Genomic DNA, 15,775 nt, shown 5'->3' on the forward strand with positions numbered 1-15,775 from the left:
AGGAGGGAAATGTGATGGATTTTGCCGGAGCTTATTCAAGCGGAAACCTGGCTTATTTGCTAAAGGGTTTTGCGGTAACATTGGAAGTGGCTTTTGTTGCAATCGTGCTGAGCTTTCTCATCGGCTGTATCCTCGGCATCTTGCGTTACGCCAAAATCCCGGTTTTATCGCCAATCGTGGCACTTGTTGTGGAAATCACCCGGAACCTGCCGCTGATTTTGATTATTTTCTTTACATATTTTGCCTTGCCGGAAGTTGGCGTGAAAATGAGCGTCACGGCTGCAGCCATTTCGGCGTTGACGGTGTTCGAATCCGCGATGATCGCTGAAATTGTGCGCGGCGGCCTGAACGCCATCCCAAAAGGCCAGATCGAAGCTGCCCGTTCGTCAGGCCTCAGTTATATCCAAACGCTGTGGTACATTATCTTGCCGCAGGCTTTGAAAAAAATGATCCCGCCGCTCGTGAGTCAGTTCATCTCACTGTTAAAAGACACTTCGCTTGCAATCATCATCTCGCTGCCGGAACTGTTGCATAATGCAAAAGGGATTTATAACGGGGAAGGCGGATCAAAATACATCATCCCGATTCTGCTCATGGCAGCTTTTATGTATTTTGTTGTCAACTACTTGCTTTCCATTCTCGCGCGCCGGCTCGAAAAACGCCTCGACCCGGACCGCTCCGCTGCCAAACAGCTTGTGAACACAACAGAAAATCTGCTCTAGGGGAACCCGTCTTAAGGTTCCTCTTTTTAATTGAGACGTTTGCGCCAGTTCCCGCAACCGATCGAAAAATCAAAAAACAAACCAAATATCCCTTGCTTTTTTGTGTTAACTGTTATACATTATATATAACAAATAACCCAAATAAAAGAGATGATGTTCATGCTCATTAAAATCGATCTTGAGTCTGATGTTCCCATCTACCAACAGCTGCATAACAGCATCATTGAAGGCATTGCGTCCAAAGAGCTGGCACCGGGCGATTCGCTTCCATCCGTGAGGGCGATGGCATCCGACCTCGGCGTCAACATGCACACGGTTAATAAAGCCTACCAAATTCTGAAGCAGGAAGGTTTTATCCAGATCCACCGGCAAAAGGGGGTTGTCATCCAGCCTGAACAGATGCCCCCGGCCGATGAACCGTATCTTGAAAGCCTTGCGGAAAAACTGCGCCCGCTTATCAGCGAAGCGATCTGCCGCGGCCTGGACGACAAGCATTTTTTAAAAATGTGTGAAAAGCTATACAACGATATTCAAAAGGTGGGAGAACAATGGAAACCGTAATCGTATTGATCTTTTTCGGACTGGTTGCCGCCATGATGGCAGTGACACCGTATATCACAAGAAGAACGGAAAGTTTCGGGGTCACCATCCCGGAAGAAGCCTACCCGGATCCTGAACTGAAAAAACTGAGAAAACAATACGCCGCAGCCATTATTGCCTTCAGTATCCTTCTGGCAGCCGCTTTGCTCATGGCCGTGCGCACGAGCCGGTTGCTTCAAACCGGTTTCGCTCTCGCAGTCATTGCCTGCATTGCCGGCGATTTTCTCATCTACCTTTATTTTCACCGGAAAATGAAAGCAATCAAGGCGGCGCGGAACTGGGCAACCGGGAAAAAGCAGGCGGTCATGGTCGACCCGAAATTCAGGAGCCAGAAACTCATTTTTTCCAACGCATGGTTTCTGATCCATGCAAGCGTGACAGCAGCCACTTTCCTGATGACATGGTTGTGCTACGGGCGGATTCCGGACCGGATTGCGATGCATTACGATTTTAACGGTACACCGACAGACTGGGTGGAAAAATCGTACCGGAGCGTGTTCGAACTGCCAACTGTCCAGCTGCTTTTGCTCATCTTGTTCATTTGGCTGAATACAATGATTGCCAAAAGCAAGCAGCAGCTCAATGCCGCCAATCCGGAAACTTCCCTCGAGCAAAATGTCCGTTTCCGGCGCAGATGGTCAGCATTTATGATCATCGCAGGCCTGCTTCTCATTTTACTGTTTTTTGCGATTCAGCTTTCCTTTATTGTGCCGGTCCCGATCTTCTTGCTTTCATACGGGGGCATGGGCGCGGTATTGTTGATTGTGGCCGGGGCGGTCGTGCTCTCGGTTACCACCGGGCAGGGCGGCAGCCGCATCCGCGTGGGCAATGGTGCCGTTCAGGGCCGCTTCCAGTATGATGACGATGCGTATTGGAAACTCGGTGTTTTTTACTTCAACCGCAACGATCCTTCTTTATGGGTGGAAAAAAGGTTCGGAAGCGGCTGGACCCTGAACCTTGCGCATCCGGCAGGCTGGGCTATCATCGGGCTTATCATTCTGATTCCGCTTTTGCTTGCTGTTTTCTTTTCTTAAAAAAACAAGGGGGCTGCTCCAGAGAATGGAAGCAGCCCCTTTTATCATTCACTTTCAAGTTCAACCCATTTGTCCGCCCAATTTTGCACTTCATCAAGGACCGGTTTGATGGCCTCACCTTTTTCCGTCAGCCGGTATTCAATCCGGACAGGGCTTTCCGGGTACACTTCCCGCACAAGGATGCCCTGGTCTTCCAGCTCCTTCAGCCGTTCCGAAAGCACCTTCTGGCTGATATGCGGGATACGCTCCGCCATTTCGTTAAACCGCATCGGCCCATCAGACAGGACACGGATAATCACGCCAACCCAGCGTTTTCCCAATAGCTGAAACGCCTTTTCGAAACGCGGACATAAACTTTGGTTTCCCATTTTTGAAACGCACCTTTCTCATCAACCCTGCATTCCGGGGCTATATCAACAAAAGCCTTTTTAACCATTATACATGAATTGTAAACTTACTAAAAGTAACTAGCTAACAATCCCTGTTGTAAAAATATCCAGGGGAAATGCTGTGTTCGGCGGAAAAGCCGGCAAACCCGCGACAGGCAAAAACGGGACGGAAATGGCCCCATACGAACCGAAAAATCCACGGGAAAAAATGGGATGAAATGCTCAGTGAAACAGTGCCGCCTCCAAACAAAAAACGAAAAAGGAAATGCTCCGATAAGTCCTGTCCGGGTAAAGTTCTTCCAATCCATTGAATTTTCATATAAAATAAAGGGAGTAAAGAAAGGGAGGTTTTTAAGGTGAAAAAATTACTTTTCTATACAGCTGTAGGCTTTGCCGGCTACCAATACTTCAAGCTCTGAACAAGTTTTATGGGAACGTGGAAAAATGGCTCTCAAATTTTCAGCCATCAAACCGCAGCGGAGACGGGCAATCCGGCATACAAGCCTGAAGGCAGACGCTGATCGGGCGCAACCGCAATTACCACTGTTGCAACCAGTCAGGCGAACGCTTGGAGTTATCTCCCACCTGCACTTTGGCCATAAGGATGGGAGACCCCTTTTAAAAATCTGTTAAAATGGACATGGTCATTCAAGCCCTCTTCTAACCCCCGTCCACCCGTAAATGTAAAATTTTTCCCGGCCGAAAACAACAGGAAAGTCGTGAACTTTCCAATCCCCAATAAGATTGACAGGTGCAAAAATCATCCGGAGCCGGGTGAAGCATAGCGGCCGAAAGCGGATAAAATGAGTTTGAAAATAAAACACTGAATCTTGAAGGTTCCCTGGCAAAATACGGAAACCGAACCAATAAGCTCATGTAAAAAATTTCCCAAGGCCTGGTGAATAGCAGCCGAAAGCAGAAAACGCCATACCCGACTTGACGCAAAACGGGTGTAAAAAACGCGCCTGTCCTGGGGAAGAAAGCTGGTTTTAAAACTGAATGATTCCCTGCGAAGTGCCTATCCTAAAATAGGACAAATACCAAGTCTTAACCTTTTTGACAAACCTCCGCCTGATGCCCGAAAATGGCTGTAAGCGGGGTGAACTTTATGCAAACAAAAGCGGTCGTTTTTATTGACGCCGTTTAAGAGAGGGATACAAATGTCGGTGACATCATACGTCGATCAATATGGATATATTGTGCTGCTTTTGGCACTTTTGCTCGAAATGATTGCAGTTCCGCTTCCAGGCGAAGTGTTGATGAGCTATGCCGGTTATATGGTGCACCAGGGGCAGCTCAACTGGATCTTGAGCATTCTCATTGCCGCCACCGGTACATCTGCCGGCATGACAACGGCCTATTTTATCGGGCAGCGGCTCGGCGGCCCGTTTTTACATAAATACGGCCATTTTATCCATCTCGGCCCGGCACAGCTTGAAAAACAATCGCGCTGGTTTAATAAATATGGGAATAAATTGCTTGTTGTCGCGTATTTTATACCAGGTGTCCGCCACATCACCGGCTATTTTTCCGGAATTACGAAACTGCCATTCCGGTCATTTGCCATTTTTGCCTATTCCGGCGCTTTGATTTGGACAAGCACGTTTATTTCCCTCGGGAAGCTGCTTGGCCCGCAGTGGGAGCAGTTTCACGAAGCGGTCAAAAAATATCTCGTCATAGGCGGTATTGTAAGCGCCGGTTTAATCATCGCGTATTATGTGTTCCGCTATTTCCATAAGCAGATTTTCTGGGCGATGATGGCGGTGCTCCGGCGCGTTTTCATGATTTTCCGCAGCCGGGTCCGCGCCGAGTTTGTGATCATCGGCACCACGCTGGTGACATTGTTTTTGATTGTGTTAATGATCACAATGATTCAAAACCTTTTCAGCGAAGATTTCAGTGACTTTAACGAGGTGACCTCTTTAATCGTATCGCTTTTGTTCAAACACCATTGGGCAGGCGTCATGAAAGGGATGCTGGCGCTCAGCTCGCGGCAGGCGCTCATTCTCGTCATGGTGTTGACGGTTCTTTGGATCATTTGGAAAGGCAAAGATCGCACGCACGAATTTTTGATTATGCTGCTTGTTACAATCGGCGGGGAACTGTATCAAAATGTGCTGCATGAAGTGTTCCACCGGATGTCGGAAACGGAAATTCCGACGTTTTCCCACTTTGTCTTCTCATTTCCGAGCGACCAGGCGATGATGATTCTGATCATTTACGGCTATTTTACATATCTCGTCGTCCGGCACGCTGAGATGTTTTGGGTCCATACGTTTATGGATGTACTTCTTTTAGCTGTTTTGTTGTTCGCAGCTGTCAGCCATATTTATTTCAGCCTTGAAGTGCCGAGCAACATTGCGGGCGGTTACGTTTTCGGCGGCGTCTGGCTTGGCTTAAATATTTTATTGCTGGAAATTTTCCGTATGATATGATGGATAAGAAAGCAAATGTTGGAGGGGAAACATGTTCTCAGATTTTGTCACACAAATTTTAACAGCACTCGCTGATCTGGGTTACTTCGGTGTTGCACTCGGGCTTGCGATTGAGATTATCCCGAGCGAGATTGTCCTTGCCTATGCAGGTTATTTAATTTCCCGCGGAGAGATCAATTATTTTGGGGCCATTGCAGCAGGCACACTCGGCATTTTGATTGCCCAACTGATTTTATACTGGATCGGTGCATACGGCGGGCGCCCGTTCCTGCTAAAGTACGGCAAATATTTGCTGATTCACGAAAGGCATCTCGATCTCGCGGAAGAATGGTTCAACAAGTACGGCGCCGGCGTTATTTTTACAGGCCGTTTCATCCCGGTCATCCGCCAGGCCATATCGATCCCGGCCGGCATTGCCAAAATGTCGTATTTCAAATTTATTTTTTTCACGCTGCTTGCGACCATTCCTTGGGCGGTGCTGTTTATCTTTCTCGGTGAACGTCTCGCATCAAACTGGGCACAAATTGATGACGTCGCGGCTCCTTATGTCAAGCCGGTTACCATTATCGCGATCATCATCATTGTGCTTTATATCGCTTACTCGATGTACCGCAAGAAAAAAAGAGCCTGACCCTCTATTCAGGGGCCGGGCTTTTTCCGTACCAAACCGGCCATGTGATGTGGGGAGTGCAACCCGTCTGCACAAAGGCGGGTGCCGGATTTTGAGCCTGCACAAAAAAGGGGTTAATATGGATGAAAAAGCAAGCCGGATTTGCATCTTGCCTGATCACAAGAAAAAAGATAACGCCGGAAGCTTAAAACAACCTTAACAGGCTGAAATTCTGAAAAAGGGGCGCGCTTATCTGCTGCGCCCGAAAAAAACCGCCTGCACAAGGGTGGCGGCCAAAAAAGGGGGCATATGAAAAAAACAGGTTGTAAGCTCTCTTGCAAAGAAAAGCATACCTGCCAACACTTAAAAAATGCTTAAAATCCCGCACCTCTCGGCCATAAAAAAACGCCTGCACAAAGCAGACGAACCAACTAAAGCTCTTACCTGATGACAAACATCAATATACAAGTGGAAAATAAAAAACACCTTAACTTTACCTAAAATTTATGTGAATTTCCCCACCATCTATTTTCTCGACAAAAAATAACAAAATTTCATCAAAATTTTCGTGACAAATTGCCGCATTTAGATAATAATAATGAAGACAGACTACTAAAACGAGGGATTCTATGGAGTCAAGAGTAGCGAAAAAAAAGAAAAAACGGTCAAGAGTCCGCTGGCGCAGAGTGTCTCTTATGCTCTTTTTACTGCTCATCGTTGCCGGCGCGGTTTACACAGCCTATCAATACTACGCCGGAGTTCATCAGACAGACCCGGAAGATGCCTTAAATATGGACAATCTGGAATTTAATGGTAAAAAGGATGCAAATGGCCGGACCAATATTCTCCTTCTCGGAATTGACCGGCGTGGCAAAGAAGATTCAAGAACCGACACCATCATGATTGCCCAATATGACCCGAAGAAAAACCAGGTTAAGCTCATTTCGATTATGCGTGACATTTATGCCGAAATCCCGGGGTATAGAAACTATAAAATTAACACTGCCTATTATCTTGGCAATTTGAACCATCAAAAGAAGGGCGTTGAACTGCTCCGCCAAGCACTCAAAACCAATTTTGACATTGATGTGCAATATTATGCACTCGTCGATTTCCAAGGCTTTGTTAAAATTGTCGATACCCTGGCGCCTCAAGGCATTGAAATGAACGTCGAACATAAAATGTCGAAAAACATCGGCTTGACGCTTTATCCTGGCAAACAGCTCATGCATGGGAAACAACTCCTCGCCTACGCACGGTTCAGACATGATGCGCAAGGCGACTTTGGCCGGGTTGCTCGCCAGCAAAAAGTGCTTAAAGCGCTCCAATCTGAAGTCTTCAGCGTGAACGGCATCGCCAAAGCACCGAAACTGCTCGGAACCATCCAGCCGTATATGGCCACCAACATGAGCAAAATGAACATTCTTGCGCTCGTTAAAGACGTCATGGTCAATGGCAACCTTAAGGTCAAAACAATGACCGTACCGGTTGCCGGTACCTATACCAATGTCAGTTATCCGGGCGTCGGCGCCGCGCTCGAAGTGGACAAAGAAAAAAATACCGAAGCCATCAAACAGTTTTTGGATGAATAACAGGGGGGCCGGTTCCGGCTCTTTTTTTTGTAGCAGACAGAAAGCCGTACCGGGAGCAAATTGTCTTTTTGGAGAGCTCAAAAAGACAAAAGAGAGCCGTACCGGGAGCAAATTGTCCTTTTGGAGAGCTCAAAAAGACAAAAGAGAGCCGTACCAGGAGCAAATTGTCTTTTTGGAGGGTTCAAAAAGACAAAAGAGAGCCGTACCAAGAGCAAATTGTCTTTTTGGAGAGCTCAAAAAGACAAAAGAGAGCCGTACCGGGAGCAAATTGTCCTTTTGGAGGGCTCAAAAAGGCAAAAGAAAGCCAATTAGACAATAGGGGCGAAACCGCATCCAATATGAATTTCAATTTCCCCCTTGTCATGTCACCCGACAAAGTGTAAAGTATAAATAAGTCAAAATTTTAAGTACGTTCAATCGAATAGCCTTATCAAGAGAGGCGGAGGGACTTGGCCCGATGAAACCTCAGCAACCAGCCATACGGCACGGTGCTAAATCCAACAGGTATACCTGAAAAGATAAGGAGAATGTTGTCATCTTGCCTCCTTTTCTGGGAGGCTTTTTTCATATCATTCAAAGGGAGTGTAAAAATTTGAACCTTCTCGAAACGTTAAAAAACCGCATCCTTGTTGCAGACGGGGCAATGGGGACACTGCTATATGCATACGGCGCCGACACATGTTATGAGTCATTCAACCTGACCCATCCGGAAGACATCCACGCGATCCACCGCGCCTATATCGAAGCAGGCGCATCGGTCATCCAGACAAACACGTACAGCGCCAACTATATCAAGCTGGCACAGTATGGCCTGGAAGAAAAAGTAAAAGATATCAACAAAGCGGCTGTCCAGATCGCAAAAGAAGCGGCAAACCGTGACACATTTATACTCGGCACGGTCGGCGGCATCCGCGGCCAGCGCAAAACCGAAGCAACACTTGCCGAAATCAAGCGTACGTTCCGCGAGCAGATTTTTCACCTCCTGAACGAAGGAGTTGATGCCCTGCTTTTGGAAACGTATTTTGACGCGGAAGAACTGTATACGGTCGTAGACATTGCGAAAAAAGAAGCGGATGTCCCGGTCATCGCCCAGTTCTCGCTTATCGAACCGGGCGTGCTCCAAAACGGAACCCCGGTCCGCGATGCTTTCAAGGAACTTGAAAACCGCGGCGCTGATGTGACCGGCCTAAACTGCCGGCTCGGCCCGCACCACATGATCCAGGCGTTCGAAGAAATCCCGATACCGAAGCGTGCCTTTTTGTCCGCATACCCGAATGCGAGTCTTTTAGATTACGAGGAAGGCCGGTTCACGTTCACAAATAACGCCGATTATTTTAAAACATGCGCCGAAAAACTGGTCGAACAGGGTGTGCGCCTGATCGGCGGCTGCTGCGGCACGACCCCAGCTCACATCAAAGCAATCGCAGACGGGGTGCAGGGGCTTTTGCCTGTCACAGAAAAAACGGTCCGCCCACCGAAAATCGAAATCGCAGCCGCCCCGGCGCAGTACGAACCGCCGTTGCATGAAATTGTAAAAAAACGCCATTCCGTCATTGTCGAATTGGACACACCGAAAACGCTGAACACAGCCCGCTTTTTCGAAGGGGCAAAAGCGCTGCACGACGCCGGCATCGATGCCTTGACAATGGCCGACAACTCGCTTGCAAGCCCGCGCATCAGCAACACAGCGATTGCTTCAATTTTAAAAGAGAAACATGGCATCCGGCCGCTTGTTCATATTACATGCCGTGATCGTAATTTGATCGGGCTGCAGTCGCACTTAATGGGTCTTGCTGCGCTCGGGATTGACCAGGTGCTTGCCATCACGGGGGATCCGACAAAAATCGGCGACTTCCCGGGAGCGACGAGCGTATACGATTTGTCATCCATGGAACTGATCGCAATGATCAAGCAATTCAATGATGGCATTTCCCATTCCGGCAAATCGCTTCACAGGAAAACGAATTTTTCCGTCGCGGCTGCATTTAACCCGAACGTCCGCAATCTTGATAAAACGGTCGGGAGGTTGGAACGCAAAATCCGCCACGGTGCTGATTATTTTATCACCCAGCCTGTCTTCAGCACGGAAAAAATCGAGCAAATCCATGAAGCAACGAAGCATTTGGACGCGCCGATCTATCTTGGCATTATGCCACTTACCAGCTACCGGAACGCGGTCTTTCTGCACAATGAAGTGCCGGGCATCACACTGACGGATGATATTTTGCAAGCGATGGAAAAAACAAACGGCGACCCTGTGAAAGCGCGCGAAGAAAGCCTTGCGATCAGCCGTACCCTGATCGATGCGGCCCTCGCCTATTTCAACGGCATTTACCTGATTACGCCGCTCGAACGCTATGAACTGACAGTGGAATGCACGCGCTACATCCACGAAAAAACAGCAGTGCAAGGCGCAGGCATTGTCTGAGACTGCAACGAAAAAAGTACAGGCGGATTCATTAAAGTGAAACTTTGATAGCACTGTCCAATTGCAAGATTAAGAAAAGAGCTCAAGAAGGCAAAACGAAACCTTGGCCGGCTTCAGCCCCGGCGAGATGCATGCACTTTAAACTCAATCAAAAGTGGCACCGGCGCCGCCAGCATCGGAACGCGACCCAGCCAGGTACCAAATGTTACCGTACGTCGCAATCTCAATATCAAACGCACAACCAAAGGGGGCATTTTTCATGGGGAAAACGATATTTGAACAGCAGCTTGCGAACCGCATTCTCATTCTCGACGGGGCGATGGGCACGATGATCCAGCAGCAACACCTCACCGCGGCAGATTTTGGAGGCGAAGCATACGAAGGCTGCAATGAATACTTGAATCTCACAGCGCCCGATCTAATCCGCTCGATCCATGAAGCATATCTCGAAGCGGGGGCCGACATCATCGAAACGAACACATTTGGCGCAACGTCCATCGTCCTTAACGAGTACGGCCTTGGGCACCTTGCCGAAAAAATCAACATCGAAGCTGCGCGCATCGCCAAGCAGGCTGCCGGAAAATTTTCCACACCCGGCCGGCCGCGGTTTGTCGCCGGTTCAATGGGCCCGACAACAAAGACGCTCTCCGTCACAGGCGGCACCACTTTTGGCGCGCTCAAAACCGCCTACCAGGAACAGGCTTGCGGGCTCATAAAAGGCGGGGCCGACGTGCTCCTGCTTGAAACATCGCAGGACGTGCTGAACGTCAAAGCCGCTTTTCTTGGCATTACGGACGCATTCAACGAAACCGGAAAAAAACTGCCGCTTCTCATCTCCGGCACCATCGAACCGATGGGCACAACGCTTGCCGGCCAGAACATCGAAGCATTTTACATTTCCGTCGCGCATATGCAGCCGGCCGCAGTCGGGCTCAACTGCGCGACTGGCCCGGAGTTCATGGCTGACTCTATCCGCACACTCGCGGGGCTCGCCAAAACGGCAGTGAGCTGCTACCCGAACGCCGGGCTTCCCGACGAAGAAGGGCATTACCACGAAACACCGGAATCGCTCGCTGTAAAAATGAAAGGCTTCGCCGAAAAAGGCTGGCTTAACATCGCAGGCGGCTGCTGCGGCACAACACCTGCCCATATCAAAGCGCTGAATGAAGCACTAGCCGGGCTCCCGCCGCGCCAGCCTGCAAAAGAAGAGCACCACGCCGTCTCTGGCATCGAACCTTTTATTTACGATGACCCGTCCACCCGCCCGATTTTTGTCGGCGAACGCACAAACGTCATCGGTTCGCGTAAGTTCCGGCGCCTGATCGCAGAAGGCAAATGGGAAGAAGCAAGCGAAATTGCCCGCACCCAGGTCAAAAACGGCGCACAGATCATCGACATCTGCCTCGCCGACCCGGACCGCGATGAAATCAGCGACATGGAAAACTTTATTTCGATCGCCGTGAAAAAAGTGAAAGTGCCGTTTATGATCGATTCCACGGATGAAAACGTGATCGAAAAAGCTTTTACATACTGCCAAGGAAAAAGCATTGTCAATTCCATTAACCTTGAAAACGGGACGGAACGGTTTGAAAAAGTCGTGCCGCTCCTCAAAAAATACGGGGGTGCCGTTGTCGTCGGCACGATCGATGAAGAGGGGATGGCTGTCACTGCCGAACGGAAACTTGAGATTGCGCGCCGCTCTTATGACCTGCTCGTCCATACGTACGGGCTCAACCCGCGTGATCTCATTTTTGACCCGCTCGTGTTCCCTGCCGGCACCGGCGACAAGCAGTATTTTGGCGCAGCAAAAGAAACAGTCGAAGGCATCCGGCTCATTAAAGAAGCGATGCCGGAATGCAAGACGATCCTCGGCGTCAGCAATGTTTCATTCGGGCTGCCGCCTGCCGGGCGTGAAGTGCTCAACTCAGTGTTTCTCTACCACTGTACGAAAGCCGGGCTGGATTACGCCATCGTAAATACAGAAAAGCTTGAACGCTTTGCGTCCATCCCGGAAGAGAACGTGAAAATGGCCGAAAAACTGTTGTTTGAAACGAGTGACGAAGCCCTCGCCGCGTTCACCGAATATTACCGCGGCAAAGTGCAGGAGAAAAAAGCGCCAAAGAGCACGATGACGCTTGCCGAACGGCTTGCGAATGATGTTGTCGAAGGGACGAAAGAAGGACTCATCCCGGATTTAGAACAGGCCTTGAAAAAATACCCGGATCCGCTCGCCATTATCAACGGCCCGCTTATGGACGGGATGGCGGAAGTCGGCCGCCTGTTTAATGACAACCAGCTCATCGTCGCAGAAGTCTTGCAAAGTGCGGAAGTGATGAAAGCATCTGTCGCATTCCTTGAGCCTTTTATGGAAAAAAATGAAACAAGCACAAAGGGGAAAGTGCTGCTCGCAACCGTGAAAGGCGACGTCCATGACATCGGCAAAAATCTGGTCGACATCATTTTGTCGAATAATGGCTATAAAGTGGTGGACCTTGGCATCAAAGTGGCGCCGGCTGATCTTATCCACGCTGTCCGCAAAGAGAAACCGGATGTGATCGGGCTATCCGGCCTCCTTGTCAAATCCGCCCAGCAAATGGTTGTCACTGCCCAGGATTTGCGGGAAGCGGGCATCCGCCAGCCGATACTGGTCGGCGGTGCAGCCTTGTCGCGAAAATTCACGTTAAATAAAATCGCTCCGCAATATGAGGGGCTTGTGCTGTATGCAAAAGACGCAATGGAGGGCCTCACGCTTGCAAACAAATTGCAGGATGAATCGGAACGCAGCTCGCTCGAAACGGAACTTGCCAACCAGCGCAGCGGCGGGACAAGGGTGGCAGCGGCGAATGCCGGCGGGGCGCCGGTTGCGACTTTACCGCGCCGTTCTTCAGTATCCCCGGATGCGCTCGTTTACCAGCCGGCGGATTTGAAGCGGCATGTGCTGCGCAATTATCCGCTTTCCCATATTGATCCCTACGTGAACATGCAAATGCTCCTCGGCCACCATTTAGGATTGAAAGGCCGTGTCGAAAAACTGCTTGCGGAGGGAGACGAACGCGCCAGTAAGCTGAAGCAGCAGGTGGATGAACTGCGCGAGTGGGTGATGAAAGAAAAACTGCTTCAGCCATCCGCTGTATACCAATTTTTCCCGGCCCAGTCGGATGGTAATGATCTGATTGTTTACGAACCGGCTGGAGAGCCTGGAGCATTAAATCCGAAATCTTTATCCATTTTAGAGCGGTTCACATTCCCGCGCCAGGCAAAGCCGCCGTATTTGTGCCTTGCCGATTATGTCCGGAGCGTAGACAGCGGGGTCGTTGACTATGTCGGCATGTTCGCGGTCGTCGCCGGCAAAAACATCCGCCACCACGCACGCTATTTGAAAGAAGCAGGCGAATATTTCAAAAGCCATGCCCTCCAGGCGCTTGCCCTCGAAACGGCAGAAGGCTTCGCCGAGCGGCTGCACGAACTGATGCGCGGCCAATGGGGCTTCCCGGACCCGGCCGGTTTCACAATGCAGCAACGCTTTGCCGCCAAATACCAGGGCCAGCGCTACTCTTTCGGCTACCCGGCCTGCCCGAACCTCGAAGACCAGGCCAAACTGTTTAAATTGCTGCAACCGCAAAAAATCGGTCTCCACTTGACCGAAGGCTACATGATGGAACCCGAAGCCGCCGTCACCGCGCTCGTGTTCTCCCATCCGGAGGCAAGATACTTTGCGGTATGACCCCCTAAAGCGGGCCCCGGCCCGCTTTAGGTTTTTTAAAGCAAGGAACGGCCATACATCAAGAAAACATGGACGTTTTCTACGTGAACAAGCGGCTGAAAATTCCATCGCTTTCCTAATCGTGTAACTGACAGGCAAAAATCTTACCGTAGAGCAGTCCATGTTAACAATCAGTCGAAAATTTTGTAGCTTACCCGCCACTTTCTTACCATAGGCGCCATGCTGCATTTTTGCGGCTTCGACAGAAGAATGCGGAACCCGGACCCATATACCATTCTGCAAAAAACCGTATTAATCGACAAAATTTGCACTGGCTTTTCTGTTCCGCCCCCAATGTTCCACGGGAAACATTCCAATGAAAATTGTGCAACCGTGCATGTTGAACAGGTTTTTTTGAACAAATACCACTTGCCAGCAAGCCCGAAAATGCTTGACCCCGTTTTCCTTCTATAAAATTACTCACCTGCCACGTTCCCTGTGGCATGAACGCCTACATTAAATCAGCTCCGGGTGCAACCTTTACATCTAAAATTCAGCCAGTGCTGTTACAACCCTTGCCAAGGCCAAGACATATGCTTCTTCATCCAGCCTAACATTCCCAAACGCTGCGAATATTGGCTTTTTTGCTGCCTTAACAAGATGACATGATAGGCTTAGTTTCGACAAAACCAGCAATATTTCCACGGAAATACCTACATGAAAAAGCCCGGATATCGGAATCCGAGCTTAAAAATCTGTCTGAAAATGTGCGGCGACTGCGGCGGATTTTCATCCTTCCGCCCCTGCCGTATCCTTTGTGGCACGGGCGTCAAATCCGCATTGAACTGTTTTGTCCTGTTCTGATATTAGCCAATGGGAGTCCAAAAGCTCCCTTGCCTTCCAGTGTCTTATCAAAAGCAAAGTGCTTACTTACGGGAGAGGCGGTCTTTTGCATCGCCGACCGAGTCCTGGGCTTCGCCTTTCAATTTGTCCATTTTGCCTTCAGCTTTTTTCTTCGCATCGCCGGTAATGTCACCCCATGTATCTTTTGCTTCGCCTTTCAATTTGTTCCCTTTTCCTTTAAGCTTGTCCTTCATGGCGTCTTGATCCATTTTCATTCCTCCCATTCATATTGTTCATCTTTCCTATTCCCTGATCACAGGCCGATAAACGAAAAATGCAAAAGAAATCGATGGAGAGGATCAACATCCAAAATGGCGTAAATTGAGGCAAAACCAAATCAAAGCCATGCGCAAAATTTGGACAGCCGCGCCAAAATACAGGATCGGCACTTCACAATCCTGGCCAAATCAGATAGGAAAAACTGCCATAACCCAAAATATGTAGATTCGCAACAAGAGTAGGGGACAGGTAAATTCAAAATTCATAGAGTGGAACATAGGTAAAGGGAACGCATGCGCATCATTTCTCCGTCCGGCAAAATTGGAAGGAAACGCATGCGTACATTGGTTGGATGGTTTTGCAGAGTGGATGAATGTTCGTTTCGTTTATTCCTGTATCGCCCAACTTCAGGAATTGCACGCCCGTTCTCAAAGCCCCCGGAATGCCCCTAGATCATTTTCTTCCATGGTATGTATTTGCCGAGGCCATGGTAATAGCCGGCACAAATCATTGTGCGGCTGAATTGCTTTTGAAATGTATGCATGGAGCAGTTCAGCTTTAGCTTTTGCTGGTTGGAAAAAGTCACATAAAGGCCGTCCGCTGTGGCGTTAAAGTCTACCACATTCGCAAGGAAAATGAACTGGCAGTCATACGATTTCGGGGATTTTGTCGGCGTTGCAATCAAACCATCCCCCAACACAACCGGTGCCTTATTAAAGTTAAAAATTTGTTTTGTGCCTTTGAGAACGCCTTCAAAATCGCACATCCGGTAATGAATGCAAGCTTCCCGCAACAATTCAAGCTTGCTCTTCCGTGAGTGAAAAACGCCGTCCTGATCATAAATGATTGTCTGATATTCCGGGTCAAATGCGGTATCCAGCGCCATCGTTTCTTCTCTAATGAGGTAATCTGTTTTATTCATCTAAAAAACTCCCCCCTGTTGTCAATTGTGCATTCCCTCTCTTCTGTATGAAGGGCAGGAGGCCAGGGGTGCCGTGTCTTGCTGCTGCCAAAATATCCTTCCCCTGAAAGAGAGGGATATCATTTGTTCCCTGGTCCTATTATACTATAAATCCCTAAAAAAATAAAGTATGAATTTACAATTTTGTTATTATTTATAATCCATGTAAATTTTGGGCA

Annotated in this window: 11 protein-coding genes and 1 riboswitch; of the genes, 8 read left to right on the forward strand and 3 right to left on the reverse strand. The window is 49.0% G+C overall.

Annotated elements, in window-relative coordinates; genetic code table 11:
* Window positions 1–14: 14 nt before the first annotated feature.
* The 3 genes from NSU00_RS02135 (at window position 15) to NSU00_RS02145 (ending at window position 2,356) form a co-directional block, all read left to right on the forward strand.
* Window positions 15–722 (forward strand): amino acid ABC transporter permease, encoded by a 708-nt coding sequence (locus NSU00_RS02135; protein WP_019720496.1) that lies wholly within the window; start codon window positions 15–17, stop codon window positions 720–722.
* 159 nt (window positions 723–881) lie between these two features.
* Window positions 882–1,283: a GntR family transcriptional regulator gene (locus NSU00_RS02140; RefSeq protein ID WP_017554236.1), complete on the forward strand. Its 402-nt coding sequence runs from the start codon at window positions 882–884 to the stop codon at window positions 1,281–1,283.
* Window positions 1,271–2,356 (forward strand): DUF1648 domain-containing protein, encoded by a 1,086-nt coding sequence (locus tag NSU00_RS02145; protein WP_340702240.1) that lies wholly within the window; start codon window positions 1,271–1,273, stop codon window positions 2,354–2,356. The genes NSU00_RS02140 and NSU00_RS02145 overlap by 13 nt, the downstream gene beginning before the upstream one ends.
* Window positions 2,357–2,400: 44 nt before the next feature.
* Here the strand turns inward: NSU00_RS02145 and NSU00_RS02150 are convergent, their stop codons facing one another.
* Entirely contained in the window at window positions 2,401–2,724 is a 324-nt protein-coding gene (locus tag NSU00_RS02150) for a winged helix-turn-helix transcriptional regulator (RefSeq protein WP_019720495.1), read from the reverse strand.
* A gap of 1,181 nt (window positions 2,725–3,905) precedes the next feature.
* Here NSU00_RS02150 and NSU00_RS02155 point away from each other — a divergent pair.
* From NSU00_RS02155 to metH, 5 genes are all read left to right on the forward strand, one after another.
* On the forward strand, window positions 3,906–5,180 hold the full coding sequence (locus NSU00_RS02155; RefSeq protein ID WP_340702241.1) for a VTT domain-containing protein: 1,275 nt from the start codon (window positions 3,906–3,908) through the stop codon (window positions 5,178–5,180).
* Window positions 5,181–5,211: 31 nt separating this feature from the next.
* Window positions 5,212–5,811: a DedA family protein gene (locus NSU00_RS02160; protein WP_013858283.1), complete on the forward strand. Its 600-nt coding sequence runs from the start codon at window positions 5,212–5,214 to the stop codon at window positions 5,809–5,811.
* Window positions 5,812–6,419: 608 nt separating this feature from the next.
* Window positions 6,420–7,382, forward strand: a complete 963-nt coding sequence (locus NSU00_RS02165; protein WP_340702242.1) for an LCP family protein — start codon at window positions 6,420–6,422, stop codon at window positions 7,380–7,382.
* A gap of 424 nt (window positions 7,383–7,806) precedes the next feature.
* Window positions 7,807–7,907: riboswitch (SAM riboswitch) on the forward strand.
* Window positions 7,908–7,974: 67 nt separating this feature from the next.
* Complete coding sequence (locus NSU00_RS02170) at window positions 7,975–9,810, forward strand: bifunctional homocysteine S-methyltransferase/methylenetetrahydrofolate reductase (protein WP_340703327.1); 1,836 nt, start codon at window positions 7,975–7,977, stop codon at window positions 9,808–9,810.
* A 259-nt stretch (window positions 9,811–10,069) separates the two neighbouring features.
* Window positions 10,070–13,534: a methionine synthase gene (metH, locus tag NSU00_RS02175; RefSeq protein ID WP_340703328.1), complete on the forward strand. Its 3,465-nt coding sequence runs from the start codon at window positions 10,070–10,072 to the stop codon at window positions 13,532–13,534.
* Between the two features lie 905 nt (window positions 13,535–14,439).
* On the opposite strand, the gene NSU00_RS02180 is transcribed toward metH, so the two are convergent.
* Both NSU00_RS02180 and NSU00_RS02185 read right to left on the reverse strand, forming a co-directional pair.
* Complete coding sequence (locus NSU00_RS02180; protein WP_013858290.1) at window positions 14,440–14,625, reverse strand: CsbD family protein; 186 nt, start codon at window positions 14,623–14,625, stop codon at window positions 14,440–14,442.
* A gap of 458 nt (window positions 14,626–15,083) precedes the next feature.
* Entirely contained in the window at window positions 15,084–15,557 is a 474-nt protein-coding gene (locus tag NSU00_RS02185) for a competence protein ComK (protein ID WP_029142494.1), read from the reverse strand.
* Window positions 15,558–15,775: the final 218 nt, after the last annotated feature.

It is taken from the genome of Weizmannia sp. FSL W8-0401, from assembly GCF_038009125.1.
Classification (GTDB): Bacteria; Bacillota; Bacilli; order Bacillales; family Bacillaceae_C; genus Weizmannia; species Weizmannia coagulans.

Excerpts from the sequence above, each read along its gene's own strand:
- NSU00_RS02185 (WP_029142494.1), bottom strand. The coding sequence starts at position 15,557 with ATGAATAAAACAGATTACCTCATTAGAGAAGAAACGATGGCGCTGGAT.
- NSU00_RS02180 (WP_013858290.1), bottom strand. The coding sequence starts at position 14,625 with ATGGATCAAGACGCCATGAAGGACAAGCTTAAAGGAAAAGGGAACAAA.
- NSU00_RS02150 (WP_019720495.1), bottom strand. The coding sequence starts at position 2,724 with ATGGGAAACCAAAGTTTATGTCCGCGTTTCGAAAAGGCGTTTCAGCTA.
- NSU00_RS02135 (WP_019720496.1), top strand. The coding sequence starts at position 15 with ATGGATTTTGCCGGAGCTTATTCAAGCGGAAACCTGGCTTATTTGCTA.
- NSU00_RS02145 (WP_340702240.1), top strand. The coding sequence starts at position 1,271 with ATGGAAACCGTAATCGTATTGATCTTTTTCGGACTGGTTGCCGCCATG.
- metH (WP_340703328.1), top strand. The coding sequence starts at position 10,070 with ATGGGGAAAACGATATTTGAACAGCAGCTTGCGAACCGCATTCTCATT.
- NSU00_RS02155 (WP_340702241.1), top strand. The coding sequence starts at position 3,906 with ATGTCGGTGACATCATACGTCGATCAATATGGATATATTGTGCTGCTT.
- NSU00_RS02160 (WP_013858283.1), top strand. The coding sequence starts at position 5,212 with ATGTTCTCAGATTTTGTCACACAAATTTTAACAGCACTCGCTGATCTG.
- NSU00_RS02140 (WP_017554236.1), top strand. The coding sequence starts at position 882 with ATGCTCATTAAAATCGATCTTGAGTCTGATGTTCCCATCTACCAACAG.
- NSU00_RS02165 (WP_340702242.1), top strand. The coding sequence starts at position 6,420 with ATGGAGTCAAGAGTAGCGAAAAAAAAGAAAAAACGGTCAAGAGTCCGC.